This is a genomic window from Spiroplasma chrysopicola DF-1, from assembly GCF_000400935.1.
GTDB classification, from domain to species: domain Bacteria; phylum Bacillota_I; class Bacilli_A; order Mycoplasmatales; family Mycoplasmataceae; genus Spiroplasma; species Spiroplasma chrysopicola.
The window spans coordinates 731,166-754,838 of sequence record NC_021280.1 but is presented as its reverse complement, the minus strand read 5'-3'; the positions used below and the strand labels follow the sequence as shown (position 1 = coordinate 754,838).

18 protein-coding genes and 1 pseudogene are annotated in these 23,673 nt (G+C 27.2%); 18 read left to right on the top strand and 1 reads right to left on the bottom strand.

All coding sequences use genetic code 4. The features are described from left to right. Positions 1 to 87 precede the first annotated feature (87 nt). From SCHRY_RS03460 to SCHRY_RS03450, 3 genes are read left to right on the top strand one after another with little or no spacing between them, the layout of a single operon-like run. The gene (locus SCHRY_RS03460) at positions 88 to 1,215 is read left to right on the top strand and encodes a hypothetical protein (protein ID WP_016339084.1); all 1,128 of its coding nucleotides are present in this window, start codon (positions 88 to 90) and stop codon (positions 1,213 to 1,215) included. After that, positions 1,215 to 2,927, top strand: a complete 1,713-nt coding sequence (locus SCHRY_RS03455; RefSeq protein WP_016339083.1) for a hypothetical protein — start codon at positions 1,215 to 1,217, stop codon at positions 2,925 to 2,927. The genes SCHRY_RS03460 and SCHRY_RS03455 overlap by 1 nt, the downstream gene beginning before the upstream one ends. A 15-nt stretch (positions 2,928 to 2,942) precedes the next feature. Beyond that, entirely contained in the window at positions 2,943 to 3,674 is a 732-nt protein-coding gene (locus SCHRY_RS03450) for an ABC transporter ATP-binding protein (protein ID WP_016339082.1), read from the top strand. A gap of 62 nt (positions 3,675 to 3,736) precedes the next feature. Here SCHRY_RS03450 and SCHRY_RS03445 read toward each other — a convergent pair whose 3' ends face one another. Beyond that, entirely contained in the window at positions 3,737 to 4,531 is a 795-nt protein-coding gene (locus SCHRY_RS03445; RefSeq protein ID WP_016339081.1) for a TMEM164 family acyltransferase, read from the bottom strand. Positions 4,532 to 4,948: 417 nt separating this feature from the next. Between SCHRY_RS03445 and SCHRY_RS03440 the strand changes: the two genes are divergently transcribed. From SCHRY_RS03440 to SCHRY_RS03370, 15 genes and pseudogenes are all read left to right on the top strand, one after another. Then, positions 4,949 to 5,518: a hypothetical protein gene (locus SCHRY_RS03440; protein WP_016339080.1), complete on the top strand. Its 570-nt coding sequence runs from the start codon at positions 4,949 to 4,951 to the stop codon at positions 5,516 to 5,518. Between the two features lie 302 nt (positions 5,519 to 5,820). Next, the gene (locus SCHRY_RS03435; RefSeq protein ID WP_016339079.1) at positions 5,821 to 6,936 is read left to right on the top strand and encodes a hypothetical protein; all 1,116 of its coding nucleotides are present in this window, start codon (positions 5,821 to 5,823) and stop codon (positions 6,934 to 6,936) included. A gap of 192 nt (positions 6,937 to 7,128) precedes the next feature. Next, a complete protein-coding gene (locus SCHRY_RS03430) occupies positions 7,129 to 8,241 on the top strand; it encodes a hypothetical protein (protein ID WP_016339078.1) in 1,113 nt (370 codons plus the stop codon). Positions 8,242 to 8,618: 377 nt separating this feature from the next. Next, positions 8,619 to 9,524 carry an ABC transporter ATP-binding protein gene (locus SCHRY_RS03425; protein WP_016339077.1) on the top strand — a complete coding sequence of 302 codons (906 nt, stop codon included), beginning with the start codon at positions 8,619 to 8,621 and terminating at the stop codon, positions 9,522 to 9,524. Continuing rightward, positions 9,517 to 10,386, top strand: coding sequence for an ABC transporter permease subunit (locus tag SCHRY_RS03420; protein ID WP_016339076.1), 870 nt, complete (start codon positions 9,517 to 9,519; stop codon positions 10,384 to 10,386). Before SCHRY_RS03425 ends, SCHRY_RS03420 begins: the two co-directional genes overlap by 8 nt. An 89-nt stretch (positions 10,387 to 10,475) precedes the next feature. Next, positions 10,476 to 11,102: an N-6 DNA methylase gene (locus SCHRY_RS03415; RefSeq protein WP_016339075.1), complete on the top strand. Its 627-nt coding sequence runs from the start codon at positions 10,476 to 10,478 to the stop codon at positions 11,100 to 11,102. Between the two features lies 1 nt (position 11,103). Then, the gene (locus SCHRY_RS03410; RefSeq protein WP_016339074.1) at positions 11,104 to 11,832 is read left to right on the top strand and encodes an EcoRI family type II restriction endonuclease; all 729 of its coding nucleotides are present in this window, start codon (positions 11,104 to 11,106) and stop codon (positions 11,830 to 11,832) included. An 816-nt stretch (positions 11,833 to 12,648) separates the two neighbouring features. Continuing rightward, complete coding sequence (locus SCHRY_RS03405; RefSeq protein ID WP_016339073.1) at positions 12,649 to 12,897, top strand: glycine radical domain-containing protein; 249 nt, start codon at positions 12,649 to 12,651, stop codon at positions 12,895 to 12,897. A gap of 41 nt (positions 12,898 to 12,938) precedes the next feature. Continuing rightward, positions 12,939 to 13,688 (top strand): pyruvate formate-lyase-activating protein, encoded by a 750-nt coding sequence (gene pflA, locus SCHRY_RS03400; RefSeq protein WP_016339072.1) that lies wholly within the window; start codon positions 12,939 to 12,941, stop codon positions 13,686 to 13,688. Positions 13,689 to 13,712: 24 nt separating this feature from the next. Further along, complete coding sequence (gene adhE / locus SCHRY_RS03395; RefSeq protein ID WP_016339071.1) at positions 13,713 to 16,349, top strand: bifunctional acetaldehyde-CoA/alcohol dehydrogenase; 2,637 nt, start codon at positions 13,713 to 13,715, stop codon at positions 16,347 to 16,349. An 18-nt stretch (positions 16,350 to 16,367) separates the two neighbouring features. Then, positions 16,368 to 18,398 (top strand): annotated as a pseudogene (gene pflB / locus SCHRY_RS03390) (formate C-acetyltransferase); the annotation flags it as partial. Positions 18,399 to 18,550: 152 nt separating this feature from the next. Then, the gene (locus tag SCHRY_RS03385) at positions 18,551 to 19,726 is read left to right on the top strand and encodes an IS3 family transposase (RefSeq protein WP_016339069.1); all 1,176 of its coding nucleotides are present in this window, start codon (positions 18,551 to 18,553) and stop codon (positions 19,724 to 19,726) included. Between the two features lie 210 nt (positions 19,727 to 19,936). Beyond that, on the top strand, positions 19,937 to 20,650 hold the full coding sequence (locus SCHRY_RS03380) for a hypothetical protein (RefSeq protein WP_016339068.1): 714 nt from the start codon (positions 19,937 to 19,939) through the stop codon (positions 20,648 to 20,650). Between the two features lie 73 nt (positions 20,651 to 20,723). Further along, the gene (locus SCHRY_RS03375; RefSeq protein WP_016339067.1) at positions 20,724 to 22,007 is read left to right on the top strand and encodes a lipoprotein; all 1,284 of its coding nucleotides are present in this window, start codon (positions 20,724 to 20,726) and stop codon (positions 22,005 to 22,007) included. A 269-nt stretch (positions 22,008 to 22,276) separates the two neighbouring features. Then, a complete protein-coding gene (locus SCHRY_RS03370) occupies positions 22,277 to 23,626 on the top strand; it encodes a hypothetical protein (RefSeq protein ID WP_041611881.1) in 1,350 nt (449 codons plus the stop codon). The last annotated feature ends 47 nt before the right edge of the window (positions 23,627 to 23,673 follow it).

Genomic DNA, 23,673 nt, shown 5'->3' with positions numbered 1-23,673 from the left:
TATAATTATTTTATGTATTAACCAAACTCTTGTATTAAAAATATATCAAAATATTAATTATAAATTAAGAAAGTAGGATAAAAAAATATGAAACATTTATTAAACATTTTTAGTGTTGTTGCTTTAGTAACTTCAACTGCTAGTGCAACACTAATAAAGGACTATAATTTTAGCGAAAATACATTACTAAATCTATCTTCAACAATTGATTTAGAAAATGTTGATTTAAATGGAGGAGAAATTAATTTGTATAAAATCAAGGATAAATTTGATGATGAAGCAATAGTAACAAAAACAATTTTAATGGGTTTATTACCTCTTAATAAAGGTAACGATGCTGAATTAAAAAAAGTGATTGCAAATTCAACAAAAAATTTTGATAATTGGATAGTTGATTTACCAGAATTACCAGAATTAGAGCATGTGATAAATAATGTATCAATGACATTATTATATGTTGGAAGTGACTATGAATTTGAGAATTATTTAACAATTAATGACTTAATTTTAACGAATTATTCTTTAAATGAAAAACAAGATTTAAATAATGTAATTAAAGAAAATATATTTAATGATCTTAAAGTTTTATCAGAAACAAGTTTAACTGATGAAATTCTTAAAGCAAACAGCAAATATGGGGTTAAAAGAGAGGACTTTGAAATTTCGGAAATTTGATATGATTATGCAATTATTTCGGCCACAGAAACGTCAAATTATAAAGGAAATGTAACGATTACTTATAATGATGTGTATGAACAAGTTGGTCACATGGAAAGTAGAGTTGTAAAATCTAATGTATATAATTCACATGCTGAGGATACAGAAGTTAAAACATTAGACGTTGATGTTGCTTTGGGGAAAGAAGCCTTCCTAAAAAAATATTCAACTATGTCATATGTAATAACAGGATATACTGATAATAATGGTCGTGGTGAAGAAGGTGGAAGAAGAGAACTTAATAGTATTACAGGTGAAAATGTTACATATAAAGAATTAAATTTAAGATCCAATTCAGATAATAATGTTATATTTACTAGAGACTATAGCTCAACGAACTGAAATAAAGCTCATGGAGAAATTTCAGTTCGTTGAATTTCCGAGAAGCAAATCCAGATTCAATTAGTAGTACACACAGAAGCATGGGCCACAGCATGAAATGCATATTGATCACGTGTAGAAGCACAAACAATAATTTCAGAAATTAAATTCTTTTAATGAAAAAACAAGTATTCCAAGAAATTTTAACTTTTAAAATTTTACGCTTTCTATTAACAAGATGAATTAAGTCAAAATCATTCTGAATTATTTTTGCAATTATGTGTGCTATTAATATTATTATTTTGTGATCATTATCGGCTAAATTAGTAACTTTTTCTGATAATAGCTTAGTATTATTAATAATTTTTACAAATGCCACTGGAATTTGTTTTATCGCGATTTTTAACATTTATTCTTTGATTCAGATTTATATTAAAGACCAAGAAAATGGGATTTATAGTTTAGAAAAACGAATGGGAGTTTCAAAAAATAATTACTTTTTTACGAGACTATTTGCTAATAAAATTATTATCTTATTTTGATTTTTATTTAGTGTTTTATTATTTCTATTTTTTGTCGGAATATTTACCAAGAGTGAATCAGGGTTCTTTTTTAGTAAAGTTTTACCAGGATTATTTACTCAAATTATTTTTGACTTAGTATTTTCTGGGATTGTTTTAATATTAGTTGCAACAAAAAATATTAAATTATCTTCTAGTTTCGCTGGGGCTTTAACAGTTATTTTCATGATTTTCCCTTTTTTAGGAATGATTCAGTTTACAATTTTTGCTGATAGTCCATCAAGTTATCGTTCTTTTAACCTTCAATATGTTGATTATACTCATATGTATGATTTAGAACAAATTCAAGAAAAATATCCAAATGGAGTTTTAGATAATTTATATAAAGATTTTAAAACTAACAGCATTAAACCACTTAAATTAATCAGTAATAACTGTGATGCTAATCAAGAGACTAAGCAGGATTGCATAGCATATTTTGATAAAATAGATTTTCAAATGGCATATGACCAAGGAGTCTTTTTAGATCTTGAAAATATTGTTAATAATAATGTTTTTACTGAAACGCAAGATAAAACATATAAGTATGTGACAGAGTTAACAGAAGATTTTAAAAATACTTTTTCTTATCAATTTTTTGCAGCAGTAAATAATAGTATTAAAAATCAAGGTGATTTTAGTAAAAGTTGGTTTAATGGTAAAAATATTAGTAATTATAATAGTCCTGGTCAATTGGGAGACGCGCTTGCAAATTTACCACACGTCCAATTAGATGGTGTTAATAAAAATGAATTATTAGAAATAACAAATTTATTAAACAGTTATTATTCAAATTATTTTACAATTAAAGATACAAGGGAAAAAACTAATCCTAATGATAAAGGATTATACTGACTAGCTCTTTCACAAGAAAAAATAAGTTTTAGTACAAAACATAATTTGGGAACAAAAATGATGATTTATATGTTAAGTCAGTTATTTAATGTAAAGCAAAAGCCAATTTGACAGTCAACTGTTGATATTAATTTACAAACAATTGAGGATTTAAAAAAATATAATTTTAAACTTAAATTTATGTTAAATCCGTTTACAAATTTAATCTTAACATCATTATATACTGCTAATAATGATTATTTAGCTGATAATAAAATTCATAATTATGACTTTATGCTTCCTGGTTTTCGAACAGTTAAATTTAATTTTGTTCCCGTTGATTCTCAAGGAGAAAATATTATCTATAAAATAACTGGATATCAAGACACAGAACGGCCATTTAACATTGCAATTATTTATCTTATCTGGTCAATTACGGGCATTGCCTTAATGGGGGCTGGCTATGGGATATTTTTACGAAAAACAAAAATATAGAAAGGGTTTAATTTTATGAAATTTGAAATAAAAAATTATAGTAAACTTTTCAAAAATGGAGCTGGAATTAACGAACTTTCAATGGAATTTAACAGTGGTGATATTGTTGGACTAATTGGAGATAATGGGGCAGGAAAATCAACTTTCATTAAATGCATTTTCCGGGAATATGAAAAAGATACAGGAGAAATTTATTTGGATGGAGAAAACATGCAAATAAAAGATTTACGGAAGTTTTCTTTATTTCCAGATCAAAGTATTTATCCGAGTGGAATTTCAATTTATGATTTTATGTATTATACAGCTAGTTTATCGGGAATAAAAAATAAAGAAATTAAGGAAATTGTTTTAAAAGCCCTACAGGCTGTTAATCTTTTAGAATACAAGAATAAAACTTTTAAAAATCTTTCAGCCGGGATGCAGAAAAGAGCTTTATTAGCTAATGCTTTAATTACTAAGCCAAAAGTCCTATTTCTTGATGAACCAACTGCCAATCTTGATGTTAAAACAAGAGTACAATTTTTAGATTTGCTTAAAAGTTTGGCTGAACAAGGAATGGCTATTATTATTACTACCCATTTAATTGATGAGCTGGCCCAAATTATTAATCGTCTTGTTATTATTGAAAAAGGGGAGAAGGTTTTTGAGGACGTTATTAATAAAACTACTGATATTCGAAAAATCTATCAAGATGTAACAATAAGTAGTAGCGAAAAAATTAATTTGTCAGTATTTACAAGTAATTAATTATTAATGTTTATTAAAAAGGTATTTAAAAATAGGCTAATTGCTTGCTTTTAAATACCTTTTTATTGTTTTTGTTTTATTTTTCTTGATTGTCTAACGATTTTTTTGCTGATTTTTTCAAATCAACTATCATTAATTTTTTGTTTTAATTCTAATGAATAAATTGGTTTAAAATACCAAACTATTAAATAGTATATTGTAAATAACAGTGGCCATATTCATGAAATAACAAATAAGAAATAATAAATCTCTTTTTGTTGCCCGATAAATATTTCAGCTACCGCTTTATAACCAAAAGAAGTTCCAAATCCTAAGTTGTACACTTCAATTCCAAGACCGATAATTGTCGTATAAACAATACTTCTTTGGATAAATGTTTTATCAAAGCGGGTTTTAGTATAACCGTAAGTATATAAGAATAAATAAGAAAAGAAAATTGTAATATGCCCAAACATATCTTGTCAGTATCAATAATTTGTAAAACTCATATTACTTAAGTTTGCTGGAAAAAATACTGTTGCACAAGGGCCAATTAATCCTAATGGCAAAGTACAATCCATAAATAACTTATTTGGTTTAATCAATAAGATCATGATTGTAACTGCCGAGAAATTACAAAACTCTAATCAAAAATAATTTTGTCAATGTTGTCAGGCATGTTGTTTATCATCAAGATATAAATGATTTAAATAAAATCAAATTTCAGTAATCAATACTAAAAAAAATAGAAAATAGCGAAAGCTCAGATCATATTTCTTATTTTCCCTGATTTTTAAATAAAAATTAGGGAAAATATATAATGTCAGAGGTAACAAAAATAATCCAAAAATAGCGAAAATATATGCTGCTGTTTCCATTCAATGTTCTCCTTTTTTTCTTTCCGTTTAATAGTATCATTATTTTTTTATTAAAAGCAACAAAAATCGTATTTTCAGACAAGAATAAGGCAAGCAAAATTAGTTTTTATTTAATGGAAAATAACAAATAATAAGGGCTCTAAAGAAAATATTACAAATAAAAAGTTGAGTTACTATACTAACGGGGTAATTAAAAGATTAAAAAAATCAAAAAAACCAGATTACATTGTTAAAAACTTTATCCTATTCAAACTAAAATAAATAGCTAAGTTTTAAAAAACTAGGTTTAAGTGTAAAATTAAGATAGTAATGTAACTAAATTATTTACATCTTAGATAATAAAAATTAATTTATACAGAAATAATACTTATTAAAATAGGTAGGGTTTTGGGTGGGAATAATCTATTAGGAGGTAATATGAAAAAGTTAATTACAATGCTAGCGATATTAGGGCTTTCAAATTTGAGTGGGGCTTTTTTTGTTGAACACCTAGAAAATACTAAAAGTCAATTATCTAATATAAATTTGAATTGAGATAGTCAATTAAATGCATATAGTATTATATCATGTGATTATAATCGGTTTGATGTCTGACCAGGATATATTGAAGAAGTTGATTTATCAAATTTACTAACGTTATTTAATGATTTACAGAAAATTCATTTTGAAACAGGTAAAATTATTAGTGGCTATAATTTACCAGAGTTTGCTTTTATTAGCGATAATAAAGAACTTGTAGGATTAGGGCAATTTGATATGGAAGCTGCTATAAGTATTTTGGATTTAGTAAATGCCGATAATGTTGAGTTTATTTCGGCGTCATTAAAAGTAATTAATCTTGCGGAACCTATTTATAAAATTAATCTTCGATATTCAATTTGTGGAGTTAAACAATTAATGAAATTAACAGAAATATCAAATCAATATTTACCTTCTAAACAAAATAATTTATTAACAAATATTCATTTTTCTTATTTTTTATTATAATTAAATTTATAATTAAATTAAGTTTAATTACTATAGAATTTATATAAAGGTACAAAAACAATTATTTTTTATTTTATTGTATACTTCTGCTTTTAGTTTATAAGAACAAACGAGAAAAATTAACTTCACAAAAAAAGATAACAAAAATTCAAGTATAATAAATTCAATAAATAATTTAGTTAAATAACTTCAAAACAATTGCTTTTTATTTTAAGTATTCTATAATATTAATATTATTAACCATAACCGCATGTTTTTCCAAATGAATTAAAATAAAAACTTAAGAAAGCGAGATATAAAATATGAAACACTTATTAAATATTTTTAGTGTGTTTATTTTGTCAACAACTAGTATTAGTACAACATTAGTAAAAGATTATACTTATAAAGAAAGTAATACTATTTTACAACAAGAAGATACAATTGATTTAGAAAACTTAAACTTAATGGGAGGAGAAATTAATTTATATAAAATCAAAGATAAATTAGAAGATCAACAGTTAGTTGTAAAAACAATTTTAATGAGTCTATTGCCTGTAAATACGGGGAATACATATGAATTGCAAAAAGTTATAGCAAATGTAAATCAAAATATTAATAATTGAATTATTGATTTACCACAATTACCAATGAATACAGGCATGATTACTGAAGGAACATTATTAATGTTATATATTGGGAATGATTATCAGTTTAAAAACTTTTTAACAATCAATAATTTAGTTTTAAAAAATGTTTCATCAGAATCAAAACATGATTTGGATCAAGCAATTAAAAACAAAAATCTTGGTGATATTTCTGATTTAACAATATATGGAATTACTGACAAAGTAATAGAAGTTAATGCTGAATATGATATTACTATTGCAGATTTTGAAATTACAGATTTTTCATATGGTTCAGCTACTTTAATTGCAAGAAAAAATTCTAATTATACAGGAACTACGATAGTTTTTTACCGTTATATTTTTAAGGAAATTAAAAATATGGTAAGTAAAGTTGCTCGGGCAGATGCTTATAATTCAATACAATGAGATGAAGATTATCAGTATTTAAATCTAGATATTAGCCTTGGTAAAGACACTTTTTTAAAAAAATATTCAAAAATGTCATATTCAGTAACTGGGTATAATTGAGATAATAATGGTGGTACTTGAAATTTAAATAGTTCTAATGGTGAAAATGTTAATTACAAAGATTTATCTTTAAATTCAAATGACAATATTTTATTATTTAATCGTGAATATCATAATGTTAATTGAATGATAAGTTTAGCGAAATTAGAAACAAGATGAGTTTCTAATTATGAGTTAGAAATCAAGTTATTTGTTCAAGTTAAAGCTTATGCAACTGCATGAAATGCCTATTGAGCTAAGTCTGAAGCCCAAGTAACAATATCAGAAATTAATTTTTTCTAATATATACTTTTATTAATTTAATTAAAAATATTACTTAAAATTTGCTTATACTATATATTGACAAAATAAAGATTAAATAAAAAAATATTGCTTTTTATTTTTATAATTCTATAATAAAGATAGTATCAAATATAACTATATGTATTTCCAAATGAATTCCAATAATAATTTAAGAAAGTGAGATGTAAAAAAATGAAACACTTATTAAATATTTTTAGTGTGCTTACTTTAGCAACAAGTAGTACTAGCGCAATTTTATCAAAAGACTTTAATGTTGAAGAGCAAAAATTATCTTCACGAGCTTCAACAATTGATTTATCAGCTATTGAGTTAAAAACAGGAGATATTAATTTATTTAAAATTAAGGATAAATTAGATGATGAAGAACTAGTAACAAGAACTATTTTAATGGGATTATTACCTTATAATAAAGACAATGACGCTGAACTAAAAGTCATTATTGCTAGTGTTACTCGTAATTTTGATAATTGAATCATTGATTTACCAGAATTACCAGTAATTGAACAAGTTGTAACAGACACATCGATGACATTATTATATATTGGTTCAGATTATGCATTTGAAAATTATTTAACAATTGATAATTTAATTTTAAGTAATCATTCCCTAATAGAAAAAAAAGATTTGAATACAGTTATTCAAAAAACAAGTTTTGATAATTTAATAACTATATCTGAAACTCTTATTATTGATGAAATTATTAAAGAAAATACTAAATATGGAGTTAAACGCCAAGATTTTAAAATTACAGAAATTAATTATTCTTATGCAATAGCAAGTGCTACTGAAGAATCTAATTATAAAGGTAATGTAGCGATTACTTATAAAAATATTTTCAAAGGATTAGGTGAATTAGAAAGTAAAGTTGTTAGATCAGATGCATATAATTCAGTACGAGAAGATAGTGATAGTAAAGTTTTAAATGTAGATATTTCCCTGGGTCGCGATGTTTTTTTGAAAAAATATTCAAAAATGAGTTATAAAGTAACAGGTTATAATTGAAATAACCATGATGGCACAGAAGAATTTGATAGTAGTAAAGCAAGAAAAATTGATTACAAAGATTTATCATTATTTTCAAATGATAATGTCTTATTATTTAATCGTGGACATCATAATGTTAATCAAATGAAAAGTTGAGCGCAATTATATACAAGATGAGTTTCTGAATATAAATTAGAGATTAAATTAACTGTGAATACTTGAGCTTATGCAACAGCGTGAAATGCCCAATGAGCAAGAGTGGAATCTCAAATAAAAATTTCTGAACTTAATTTTTTCTAATTAATTTTTAAAAATATAAAACCAATAATATTTAAATAATAAAAGTATTAATTAGCAAATTAATACTTTTATTATTCTAATTAAAAATATTATTTAATGGTAGAATTAATTTTCCATTTTATTTTATAAAATTTTTTAAGCTTTATAAAAATTATTTTTAAATAAATAAATTATTAGCATTTTGCTTATTCTTATATTATAATTTTATCAGTATCAAAATTACCATGTTATAACTAATTATTTTAGAAATTAATTACAACTACAATTTATGAATAAATTAATTAAAAATAAAATATATTAAATTAATTAAACAAAATAACAATTTAATCTTAAATTGTTATTTTAAAATTAAATATTTAAGGAGGTAAAAAATAGAAATGAATGTTATTGAACTGAGAAATTTAACAAAAACATTTACTTTTGGTACAGGGGCATTTGATATTAATATTGACGTAAAAGCGGGAGAAGTATATGGTTTTATTGGACCAAATGGAGCAGGAAAAACAACAGTAATTAGACAAATGGTTGGTTTTATTAAGTCAGACAGTGGGGCAGGCAAAATTTTGGGTTATGATGTTTGAGAAAAAAGTAGTATTATTATGAAAAATTTAGGTTATTTATCTGGAGAAGTAACTCTACCAGATTCTATGACTGGAATTGCTTATTTAAAATTACTATCTGAAATTCGTGGCAATATTGATTGGCATTATGTTCAAAAATTAGTGCACTATTTTGAATTAAATGCTGATACAAAAATAAAAAAAATGTCAAAAGGAATGAAACAAAAAGTTGCTATTATTGCTGCTGTGATGCATAAGCCAAAGATTCTAGTGTTAGATGAGCCAACAACTGGCCTTGATCCATTGATGCAACAAAAATTTAATAGATTAATCCAAAATGTAAAGAATGAAGGAACAGCTGTTTTTATGAGCTCACATATTTTTGGGGAAATTGATAATCTTTGCGATAAAGTTGGAGTAATTAAAAAAGGTAAAATAATTTCAGAAATTTTAATGGATGATGTAAAAAATAATTTTGAAAAAAAATATGAAATTAAATTCGCATCTTCAGATAATTATACTGATTTTATTAAAGCAGAATGAAATATTTTGGAGCAAAATAATGTTACAAAAGTAGTTATTATTAACGTTCATAATGACAATGTTAATGACTTTTTAAAAATAGTATCTGATTATAAAGTTGACTATTTTAAAGAGTTACCATTTAATTTGGAGGAATTTGTTATGAGTTATTATAAAGAGGAGAGCTTATTTGATGATTAATTTTAAATTTGTTAAGTCACAATTAAAGAGTATTAAAACTCCTTTAATCATTTTTTCAATTCTATTATTTACTTTTTTAATTCCAGCTTTTTTCTACAGTTATTTGGCACCGTACAGTATGATTGAAAAGACAGGAGGTTCATCAAGCACGGGTTCTAAGGGTGGAGCAGCACAAGTTTTAGAATATTTTTATTTTGGAGTCCCGGGGTCTGTTTTATATATAGCACTAAGTATAATCTTAATTCACCGTTTATTTAGTAGGGAAGTTGAGAAAGGATATTTTGGTTCTTGGCTAACAACCCCAATGTCACGGCGTACTATATTAAATTCGAAGTTATTTACAATTTTAAGTTCAATTTTTGTTATTCAGATTGCTTTTATAATTATTCAATTTCTTTTTTTAGGAATTTTAACAAAAGATTTAATGTCTGATCATATTGGATCTCTATTATTATTTAATTTTGCTTTTATGATTTTAATTTTATTTTGAATATCTATTAATTGAGTAATTATTATCTATTTTAATAAGTCAACAACTGGTATTTCTATTGCAGTTGCGATTTTAGGTTTTTTTAGTATTTGTTCAGGTATTGCTCTTCTTTCAGTTCTGCCAGGATTTGAGCAATTAAAGTATTTAAAATATTTTTCAATTCAATCCTTACTTAATTCACCATTTCATTTTGATAAACCACCAAGAGATGTTGAATTACCCCCCGAATTTATTGGTGTTGTCACTGGAAAAATTCTTAGTGGTCCAAAAGCGATAGATTATGCATGGCAAATTCCAGTAATGTTGGTTACAACAATTGGATTTTATGTCTTAGGAGAGTGGATTATTTGTCGTAAAGATTTTTTCTTATAAAAAGTATTTTAAAAAGTTTGGTGAAAACCTTGCTTTTTTTTTTTTTTTTTAAAATAAGAATATATTTTGAAAAAAGAAGGAGGGAAAAAATGTACCGTGTTGACCGGAACAATTTTTACACAAATGAAAAAAAGGCCAGTATTTATACCCCCGAACATGTTTCTGATTTTTTATATAAAATCTTAAAACCAGCAATTAAATCAGGTGTTATTTTTGATCCTTGTGTGGGAGCAGGATCATTATTAAAACCATGAAAAGAACAAGGGTGAGAAACAATTGGGGTTGATATTGAACCAAATGGGGAATGAGAAATTGATTATTTAATTAATTATTTGGAATTAACAAAAAATGATTTAAACAATATTGCCCCTGTGTTAATAATAATGAATCCCCCATTTAATATTGACCAAAAAACTAGTAAATATATCAAAGAACATTATGAAGGACGACCACTATTACCAGAAATTTGATTGCAAAAAGCAATTGAATTATTTGGGAAAGATACCCCAATTGTAATGTTTACCCCATATGGCTTTCGTTTAAATCAAACTGTTGTTAGTAAACGCTGGCAAAAATTTTTACACCATACTTACCCAGAAATTAGTTCGATTATTTCCCTACCAAAAAATATCTTTAAAAATGTCTTATTTCATTCTGAAATCTTAATTTTTAATATTAAAGGTTTAAAACCACACTATTTTTTAGGGCAAGAGTAAAATGGCTTCTTCAAAGCAATTACAGTTAAATGCAAATCAGCATATATCAAAATATAGTAAAAGTAAATCAGATGACAAAGACATTTATCTTAGCATTAATGAAGTAATTATCTATTTAAAAAAACGTTTTACTTCTGAAGTTGGTGAAAAAGGGGATGATAAGAAATACTATATTTCTTTTACCAAAGCTCTATCAATTGATTTTATGCTAAAAATGATTAAAAGTAAAACTAAGCGCAGAGAATATTATCACGATTATAATGATCGAACAATCAAACCTGAAGGTGGTTTTATACTATTACGATCAAATCACGACCCTGATTTCTGTCGAATTATATTAATTTCAGAATTAAAGCGGCAAGGGACAAATGATCAGCGCCTCCAAGAAGGAAAGAAAAAACAAGCGAAAGGGAATGCGATTGAACGGTTAGGAAAGAATTTGATTGGTATTCGCGCGATGATGATGCATGAAAAAATTACCCCCTTTATTTGTTTTGGTTGAGGGTGCGATTTTAACCATGAAGATACTTATATTGATTCAAAGTTGTTTATGATGAATGAATTTTATAAAATCAATACTATCTATGTCTTTAAAAAAGATGGTGGATCAGACTATAACTATTTTGCTCCTGTGTCAATGTTTTTTCGTGAAGAACGTTGGACAATTGAAGAAATGTATGAATATATGAAAGAAATTGCCGAAACAGCTTTTCGTTATTATACGCAATAAAATGAAATTAATTTCAAGTATTAAATTTTTTTAAAATTTAATTGCTAAAAATGGGATTTAATACTCTTTTTTTTATTTCCTTTATATAATAAAGTCATAAAGGAGGTGAGTAAAAATTATTCCAAATTTTAAGAAATCTCTATTACATTTTAATTTACTGACTTTTTCCAGCTTCTTTTCAAAACCTAAAGAAGTTAAATCATTTTATTAACATAGTCCCAATATTACATAGTCAATTTATTAATTCTTATTATTTAGCAAAATATATTTAAAAACAGAACCTTTTCAAAACATAATATTAATAACAAAAAAGTTGTTTAATTTTGAATAACTTTTTTGTTATTATTTATTATTTTTATAATTATTATAATTATCATTAAATGTCAAAAATAAGCAAAATAGTTTATTACTATTAATTTGTATCAAATATCATAAAATATATAGAAGTAATTATTTATATAGAAATATTCTCTAAAATTAATAAAAATTTTAATATTTTTATTAATTTTAGAGAATATTTATTGTATAATCAATTTAAGTAGATAAGTCTACAATTAATGTATCTGTGAAAAACTCGATAATATGATATCTGTTATGTTATTAACATTGGATAAACTAATTTAACTATTCTAATTATTAATTATATAAAATAATAATCGCTTTTGACTTATTAAAGTTATTTTTAACTATATTAAACCAAAAACTGCTCAGTATAGTTTTCAGTTAGTTCTTGCTTGTTAAAATATTATCTTGTTTTTGAAAAAAGATATTTAGATTATCCTTTATGTTAGATAAAGGACTTGTTTGGAGGTTATTATGAAAGAAAAAAGTTCAATGTCACAAATTGACAATTTAGTAAATGTTTTAGATGGATATATGAGTAATGGTGGGCATCATTTAAATGTTAATGTTTTAAACCGTGAAGTTCTAAGAGATGCTCAACAACACCCAGAAAATTATCCACAGCTAACAATTAGAGTTTCAGGTTATGCTGTTAATTTTGTTAAATTAACAAAAGAACAACAAGAAGACGTTATTTCAAGAACTTTTCATGCCGGAATGTAATTGTTTATTAATTAAGATAAATAGAAGCAAAATTATAAGCAATGCAAGAAAAAGTTGGTTATTATAGTAGCATGGAATCTTTTGGGGCAGTTGATGGGCCTGGTGTTAGATTAGTTTATTTTTTACAGGGATGTCCATTACGCTGTCTTTACTGCCATAATCCGGAAACCCAACCTGTTAATAAAGAAAAACAAATTTCAATCGCAGAAATTTTAACAAAGTATGAAAATAACAAAGCTTTTTACGAGCAAGGGGGGATCACGATTTCTGGTGGTGAACCTTTGATGCAAATTGATTTTGTTATTGCCTTATTTAAAGAATGTAAAAAACGTAATATTCATACGACAGTTGATACATCAGTATGTACTTTTAGCGAAAATCCGATTATTTTAAACAAGTGAAAAGAATTAGTTACTGTTTGTGATTTATTTATTTGTGATTTAAAAGAATTTGATTCCCAAAAACATAAAACTTTAACTGGGTTGGGAAATGAAAATATTATTGCCGGAATAAAATGACTAGATGCTAATGGGGCAAAAATGTGAATTCGTACTGTCTTAGTTCCAGGTTTTACTGATCACCATGATAATTTGGTCCAAATTGGCCAATTTTTAAAAACACTTAAAAATTGTGAGAAATTTGAACTTTTACCGTATCATAATATGATGATATTTAAATATAAACAACTAAATTTAGATTTTAAATTAAATGGTATTGAGCCTCCTTCCAAAGAATATTGTAAGGAATGCTTGAATATTATTTTAAGTGCGAAGAATTCATTATCTTATTAAAAAGAATTAATCAAGGAGGGAAAAATGAATAACGAAAAAATAACTAAATTAATTGAAAAAGTCCAAGCAGCCCAAAGTCAATTTGCTACTTTTAGCCAAGGACAAGTTGATAAAATTTTTACCGCAGTGGCAATTGCTGCTAACAAAGCACGAATTGAATTAGCAATTGATGCTGTAAATGAAACAAATATGGGGGTTATTGAAGATAAGATTATTAAAAATCATTATGCTGCTGAATATATTCATCAAAAATATTTGCATACCCAAACAGTTGGGGTTGTTAATGAAAATCTGGGATTAGGTTTTCAAACAGTTTATGAACCAGTTGGGGTAATTGGAGCAATTATTCCAACAACAAATCCAACAGCAACGGTAATTTTTAAAATTATGTTAGCCTTAAAAACTCGTAATGGAATTATTATTTCACCACACCCAGGAGCTAAAAATTGTACAATTAAAACTGCCAAAATTTTATTAGCAGCAGCTGTTAAAGCCGGAGCTCCTAATAATATTATTGGTTGAATTGATGATGCGAAAGTTGAAGATACAATTGCTTTAATGCAAGAAGCTAATTTAATTTTAGCAACGGGTGGTCCAGGAATGGTTAAATCTGCTTATTCATCTGGTAAACCAGCGATTGGCGTAGGGGCTGGGAATTGTCCAGCTATTATTTCAAGTTTAGCAGATTTAGATATGGCGACTTCTTCGATCATTCAGTCAAATATGTTTGACAATGGAGTTGTTTGTGCAACGGAAAACTCAGTAATTGTTCTTGACAGTGTTTATGATCAAGTTTGTCAATATTTTACTGCTAAGAATGGTTATATTGTTACTAAAAAAGAAGATTTAGATAAAATTAGGGCGGTAATGTTTAAAAAAGATAACTATGGAATTTTAAATGCTGCTTTGGTTGGAAAAAGCCCGCTCCAAATCGCTGAAGTTGCTGGGATAACAATTCCCCACCAGACAAAATTAATTTTATGTGAAGCGAATAAAACTACCCATGATGAACCGCTTGCCCATGAAAAACTATCGACCTATGTTGCCTTATATCGTGCAAAAGATTTTAATAGTGCGATTAAAATGGCAAGTGATTTATTATTAATGGGACCAGGTCATACCGCTAGTTTATGAACAGACGAAATTAGAGGAAAACAAGAAATAGCTAAATTCCGTGATGAGTTAAACGCTGGACGATTATTAGTTAATATGCCAGCCTCTTTAGGTGCTGTTGGGGATATGTTTAACTTTTATTTAGCCCCATCCTTTACGCTTGGTTGTGGTAGCTGAGGAGGTAATTCTACCTCCGAAAATATTCAGCCAAAACATTTACTGAATACAAAAGTTTTAGCCTTAAGGAGAGAAAATATGGAATGAATTCGTTTACCTGAAAAAATTTATCATAAATTTGGGTGTTTACCGTTTGCCTTAGAAGATTTAAAAAATTGGCAAGCAAAAAAAGTCTTTATTGTTACTGATCCAGTTATTAATAAACTATATAGTCACAAAATAACAACAGTGTTGGAAAACTTAAAAATTAATTATGATATTTTTGATAGTGTTGAACCAAACCCAACTTTTGCAACAACAAAAAGGGGAGCAGCCGCAATGGCTATTTCACAACCTGATGTTGTTATTGCGATTGGGGGAGGTAGTGCAATGGATGCCGCCAAAATCATCCTATTATTGCATCAAGATCCTAATTTAAACTTTGAAAACTTAGCAATGACATTTAATGATATTCGAAAAAGAATCGTTAAATTCCCAATTATTAACAATCAGGTCAAACTAGTATGTATTCCGACAACAGCGGGAACGGGCTCAGAAGTAACACCATTCTCGGTTATTACTGATGAAAAAACACACATTAAATATCCATTGGCTGATTATGCATTAACACCAAACATTGCGATTATAGATCCAGAATTAACGTTAACTTTACCAAAACAAGCAACAAATGCCCCAGCGCTAGATGCTTTAACTCATTTATTTGAAGCTTATGTTTCGGTTTTAGCAACAACATATACTGATCCATATTGTTTGCAAGGAATTAAAACCATTTTTGATTTTCTTCCTGATGCCTACCACCATGGAAGCGATGATATTGCCGCACGCTGTGCAATTGCTGATGCGGCAACCCAAGCTGGAATGGCTTTTGCCAATGCTTTTTTAGGACTTGTTCACTCAATGAGTCATAAAATTGGGGGTAAATTTAATGTTATTCATGGTTGTGCCAATGCCATTTTGTTACCATATGTCATTCGCTATAATAGTGCTGTCATCCTTGATGGGGGTAAACAAACTTACTTCTCACAGTATAAGGTGGCAAATGCTTTAGAACGTTATGCTACTATTGCCCGTAATTGTGAAGTTAAGGGTAAAACCCCGAGTGAATTAGTTGATAATTTAATTATTAAAATTCAAAATTTAGTTAAAAATGTTGAAATGCCATTATCATTTAAAGAATACTTTGCTCAATATAATTTAAAAGTTAGCGAAGATGAGTTTTTAGCCGCGGTTGATCCAATGGCCCAAGATGCTTTTGATGATCAATGTACGCCAGCAAATCCACGTATTCCGTTAATTAAGGACATTAAAGCAATTTATTTAGATGCCTACTATGGCAAACCAGTAAAATCATTACAAAGTAAAAATGATTAGAACAGGAGGGTTAAAAAGATGACTCCAAAATGATTTCCTCAATGAGAAGGTTTTAATAAAGGGGAATGAACATCAGAAATCGATGTCCGAAACTTTATTCAAAAAAATTATCGCCCCTATGAAGGTGATGACCAATTTTTAACTTTGGCTAGTGAAGCAACAAATAAACTTTGAGCGCAAATTCGTGATTTAACAGCGCAAGAAATTAAAAAAGGTGGAGTACTAGATGCCGATACCGCAGTTGCCGCTTCAATTACTGCCCATGATGCCGGTTATTTAGACAAAAAATTAGAAGTAATTGTTGGTTTACAAACTGACAAACCATTTAAAAGAGCAATTATGCCTAATGGTGGAATTCGCGTTGTTAAAGCTGCTAATGAATCGTATGGTTATAGTGTTGATCCAAAATTAGTGGAAATTTTTGAAAAATATCGTAAGTCACATAATCAAGCTGTTTTTGATGCTTATACTGATGAAATTAAAGCTTGTCGTAAATCAAGCATTATTACGGGATTACCAGACTCTTATGGTCGTGGCCGTATTATTGGTGATTATCGTCGTTTAGCATTATATGGGGCGGATTTCTTAATTGCCCAGAAAGAAATTGATAAAAAGAATACTTCAAAAGTGATTACAGAAGAAGTAATTCGTTTACGTGAAGAAATAACTGAACAAATTCGTGCCCTTAATGATATTAAATTAATGGCCCAAAAATATGGTTTTGATGTTTCTCAACCAGCCCAAAATGCACGAGAAGCTTTTCAATGAACATATTTTGCCTATTTAGCAGCAATTAAAGAAAATAATGGGGCGGCAATGAGTTTTGGGCGAACAGCAGGATTTTTAGATATTTATATTGAACGTGATTTTGTGAAAGGAATCTTAACCGAACAAGAAGCCCAAGAATTAGTTGACCATATGATTATGAAATTAAGAATCGTTAAATTTATGCGTGCTCCAGAATATAACCAGTTATTTTCTGGCGATCCTGTTTGAGCGACAGAAAGTATTGGGGGAATGGGCCTTGATGGTCGTTCATTAGTAACCAAAAATGCTTATCGTTATATTCATACTTTATCAACAATGGGACCTTCACCAGAACCAAACTTAACAATTTTATGGTCAAAAAATTTACCAAGTAATTTTAAAAAGTTTTGTGCCAAATATTCGATTAAATATTCATCAATGCAATATGAAAATGATGATATTATGCGAATAAATAATGGTGATGATTATGCAATTGCTTGTTGTGTTTCACCATTAACAATTGGAAAAGAAATGCAGTTTTTTGGAGCGCGTTGTAACTTAGTGAAAACACTGTTATATGCAATTAATGGGGGAATTGATGAGATTAGTAAAGTTCAAATTTCACCCCGCTTTGAACCTTGTGCAGGTGATGAAGAAACTCCACTAAACTTTAGCGAAGTTTGATATAAATTTGAACAGATGGCGGATTGATTAAGTGGGGTTTATTGTGACGCTTTAAATATCATTCATTATATGCATGATAAATATTTCTATGAACGTAGCCAACTATGTTTTATGGATAGTGATGTTAAACGGTTATTTGCAACTGGTGTTGCTGGATTAGCGGTTGTTACGGATTCTTTATCAGCAATCAAACATGCGAAAGTTTATCCAATTAAAGATGAAAATAATATTGTGGTTGATTATCGTATTGAAGGAGAATATCCTTGTTATGGAAATAATGATGATCGTGTTGATCAAATTGCCGTTGATGTTGTTAAAATGTTTATGACTAAAGTTCGTCGCCAACAACATTATCGCAATTCATTTCCATCAATGTCTGTCTTAACAATTACTTCAAACGTTGTTTATGGTAAAGCAACTGGAAATAGTCCAGATGGACGTCGCGCTGGTGTACCATTTTCACCAGGGGCTAATCCAATGAATGGTCGCGATAATACTGGAGCTGTAAATTCATTATTATCAGTTTCCAAATTACCATTTAGACATGCTGAAGACGGGATTTCTAATACATTTTCAATTATTCCTAATGCATTAGGAAAAGATGGCGAATTAGCAATTGAATTAGATGGCGATCCAAAATGTTGTGTCATTTAAATAATCTGAATAGTAAATTTTAAAAAAATAACTTTTAAAATTGAATACCTAAAATAAAATAGACACATAAAAAGTTACTTATGTGTCATAATTTTATTGAAAGGTATTCTTTTATTATGGGAACAAAATGATTTACAAAAAACGAAAAACTTAATATTTTAAAATATTACAAAGAAAATGGTTGAGCAAAAACAATTAAAAAATTTGAAATTTCAACACCAACTTTATCTCGTTGAAAAAAGGCAGTTAAAATTAGTGGAGAAAAAGCGTTAGAACCAGGAAATGGTCTACAATCTAAAGGAATTCGCCGACCAGGGCGTCCAAAAAATCTTAATTTTGAATTAATGACAAAAAAAGAATTAATTGAGTATATTGAAATGATTCAAGATGTAAAAAAGTCCTTGCCCAAATCGAAAAAGAAGAAATTTCAAACGATTTGGTCCTTAAAGAAAAAATACAAGATTAAATATTTATGCAAAATTTTAAATGTTTCTAGAGCTGGTTATTATAAATGATTTAATGCTGGAATGAAACTTTTTAATAAATGGAATAATACAATTGCAAAAATAGTTAAAACGTTATTTCTAACTTTTAAGAAAATTTATGGATATAATATGTTAACACTAATTATTAATAAACTATATAATTGAAATTTAAAACCTCATATTGTCTATAGATATATTAAAAATATGAATTTAAAATCAATTATTAGAATAAAAAAATTTAATTATAAATTATCTTCTGGTAACAAAAGACATGAAAATATCATGAATCAAGATTTTTCAACCACAGATATTAATCAAAAAATAGGAACAGACATAACATATTTATTAACAAGCGACAAAACCTATTTTTTATCAATAGTAAAAGACTTTCATACTAATGAAATTTTGGACTACCAAATCAGTAATAATTTAGAAAAAGAATTTGTCTTTAGAAACATAATTAATTCTTGAGTAAAAGCTGGAAAGCCATCAACTTGAGTTCTACAATCAGATCAAGGTTTTCATTATACAAATTCTGATTATGAAAAATTATGCAATTATCTTGGAATTACGATTTCAATGTCCAGACGTGGAAACTCTTATGATAATGCCCATACAGAATCATGATTTGGTACTATGAAAACTGAATTTTTATATCATATAAAAAGAAAAAAACGAACAGCCAAATGAATTATTGAAAATCTACCTAAATATATCTATTTTTACAATAATTTTAGACCACAAGCCAAATTAAAAGGAATGAGTCCTGTTCAATACAGAAAATCATCCCTTCAAGTAACTTTTTAATTGTCTATTTTTCTTGACATATTCAAATAAGTTATTTTTTATTTTCTTATTAGCAATGACTTAGGTTTATTAGGCCAAAAGCCTAAGAGCAAATAACCAAAATTTACCAAAAATTTCTTAATTTGATCAAGTTTAACGAAATTCAAAAGAGAAATAAATTTAAAGTATTATATAATTTAATAAATATAAAAGGTAAATCGGTGGGGATTTATGAAAACACTTAAAATTAAAAACTATTCACTACTTTTTATTAGCGTTGTTACTATTTTTATTGTTTTAAATAATTTGATGTTATTATTATTTAATTATTTTTTTACAATTAATGATTTTGTTTATAGTCTTTTTAATATCAGTTATATTTTAATAATTTTTTTATTGTTTGTTATTTATATGGGATTATTAATTCAACTACAGAAAAATATTAAAGATAAAAATAGTTGGCATAAATATAACTATATTTTAATATGAAAAAAAACTTTTGCTAATAACGGAATTTTAATTTTTCTTTGATTACTTAACATTTTTGTTATTTTTTATAAACTTTTTGTTAATTTTACCCCTAGTTTTTTAGTAAAACTAGCTTTTTATAATTTATTAAAAACTTTTAATGAATTATATTATTTTTTAGTTTTTCTTTATGCGGCATTTATTCTTTTTTTCTTAATAACAATTAGTATTATTTATAGTATTAAATTTTATTTTAAAATAATTGCTAATATTTCATTATTAAATAGTTTTGATGAATTAGTACTTGAATATTTTAGTTATTTATTTGTAATCGAAAATCCCACCCAAAATCATTCTTTTTATACTGAAACTTATTTAATTCCGTTTAATTTTAAAAGTAATAATTTAGACTCTGATTTACGGGAATCAATTCTCTTAAATCTGTTTAAAAAGGGGAATGCCCCATCGTGCTTTTAAAGGAAAATGAGTAGAGAACATTAAAGCAAACTATTTATAGAATGATGAATTTAAATTAAAGGAGTGAAATAAAATGAAAAAATTAATAAGTTTATTAGGAGCTGTTGGATTAACAGCAACTAGTGCAACTACAGTGGTGGCATGTCAAACAAAAAATCCAGCAAAGGAAACATTCAATATCAAAGATAGCTATAGAATTACCCCAAATGGCTTTTCATTAGCTGAACAACTACAAAAAGATGGGAATAACATTGATAAATTACAAATTAAATTTTTACCAGGTTTAACTAAAGCGACAATTCGTTATATGGGAATAACAACTAAATCAGATTTTGTTTCTAAAACAGTAAATATTGATTTTGTAACAAATGATTTGAGCAAGATTATTACAAAAAAATCAATTTCAATTGCGGGAATTGATAAGAAATTTTATAACAAAGATGAAAATAACGAACCTACTTCAATTGACAAAGATGTTATTTTAAAAGCAATTAATTTATTAAATCAAACCAATTTAACAATGGATGACCTTGATTTAGTTTATGATCCAGTCACTTTATCAATCAAGTTAACTGGGAAAGGCAAATTTGAGGAAACAGTTGAACTTACTGATGAAGCAATGTCATGAACTGATCTGTTAGAACAAAATGATTTAAATGAAATATATTTACCAAAAGGATCAATTGAGGCTTTTCATAGTGAACCAGATAATCCGGCAATTATCTTGTATACTATTTTTCCTATTGTAATGGAATTCTTGGGTGCTCGTAATCCATTATTAGAATTATATCAACAAAAAATTACCGATTTGGGTTATAGTATTATGGGTTTCATAAAACCTGAGGAATCAACTATTCTTGCACCAATTTTAGAAGCGAAATTTACAAATAATAAAGGTTCAATTACTTTAGGAGGAACACTGAATAAGAAAGAAACATCAACAACAATCTTTTCAAAAGGTTCAGTGAAATTTAATTTCACAGTCATTGATGATGGAGATGATAAATATGTTACTAACACGCATAGGCCTCTTGAAACTTGAAATCCAAATGCAGATCCAAAGAAAGAACCTAATAAAATTATTGAAACATTAAGTGATCATTATGATGAAAGCAGTCAAGCAAAATTAGTATATGATTTAGTATCAAAATATTATGGAAAAGATTTTGCAACAAAATACCAAGATGTTTTGTTAGAAGATTTTTGAGTAACAGATTTTACGCCAACAAGTGCAATTTTGACCCCAAAACCAGGCTCAATGATTTTTAGAAATCACGATAAGTTAAGTGTAATAGTAAATAGTTATGTCCCAAAAAATCCAATTTATTTCTATTGGATTGAAGTTAATTTTGCTTAAGACTAAATAGTGATAAGCATTCAATAATAATTAGACGAAAAATCCTATTTAATAAATAGGATTTTTCTTATTTTTAGGGAAAAGCTGAAAAGGGATTACTTTTTTATTATTGATAAGGTTTTAAAAAAAGCCAAAGAGAAATATCTCATTTTATTTTAACAATTAGATAATATATTAGAGTTTTTTTAGAAAATAATGTATAATATCTTTGTAAAATAGGGTTACTATTAATTAGGCAAAGCATATCAATGCAAAAGATGGGTGAAAAGATGAAACAATTACGTGCGTGATCATTAACATTATTAATAATGGGAGGTATTTTTAGTACCTTTATTTTTGGGTTACTAATTATTTTAATTAATAGTATTAAAAGCGGTGATATTTTATTATTATCACAAATTATTTTTAATGGTTTAGCAACAGCAGTTTATAAAATGTCAGGTAATAATTTTGAACTCTTTGAAAATATTAAGGCAAAACCAGAAATAGTTGGTGGTATTTTAATTGCCATTTCAGCTGTAGTGGTTTTATTGTATTTAGTTCCAGTGTGTTTACGAAAAATTAATGGGTTTAAAAAATTTGGAGTGGCATGAAGTTTTATTGTAGGGGCATTAACATTAGCTTTAACTGCAACACTAATTATTTTTGCTGCAAAACCAATTAACACTATTCCACCAAGTTTTAACTTAGGATTCGAATTAAACGCATGAATTATAATTTTATTTCTTGGTCCAGCGTTTACTTTTTTTGGGTCATGATTTGCAATTGGTTATTTAATAGCCGCTAAAGCAAATACTGGGTTAAATGAAGATCAAAAAAATCGCTTAAAAGCAATTAATTTAACAACTGGGAAAATTGGGGCTTCAGGAATTGCTCCTCGCAAAGAATCAGTTTCACAACAAGATATTGAAAAACGTCGATCAGAAATGGACAATTTCCAACAAAGTCCTAATAGAGTTTTACAACGTGATGATTTAAAAAGCAAAGTTGAACGTTTAAAAGAAAAAATGTATCAAAGTACCAAGTTTACAGAAGAGGGGTCAGCCCAAATTGTTGATGAGGGTTATGAAAAAATGAATAATAGTCGTTGAAAAAACCCTCAAGCATCGCAAGGGCCAGCTAAACCTGTTATTAGTGTTGGACCAAGTGGGCAATATTTACGAACAGTTGATGAAACAAAAGGAATTATTGATGAATCAAAACGTGGTGTTGCAATTGAACAACGTGGTGATTTTGTCCAAAAAGGTGATATTATTAAGCATCATGATTCATATAAACCTAATTTTGCTAATAATAGTAATGTTAAACCAAAACCGGAAAAATATAAAGGACCAATTATTATTCCACGTTCAAAACAAAGCCAACCAATTGATACTCATTCACTAGAAGAAAAAATTCGCCAAGTACCATTACCAACAGGGAAACAACGCGTTAATCCAAATGCAAAAGTTGATAATTCTTATGATGGGAAAGTATTTTTAGGTGATATTGAGAAAATTTATTCAGCGGGACAAAAATATCGTCAAGATATTACCAAAAATCCAGCTGCTAATAATAACAATCAAAATGGATCAGATAACTTTGATCCATATAGCGATGATTATCAGAAACCACAATAAGTGGTTTTTATTTGTCAATTACTAATTAATTGGGGAGGTTATTTTTT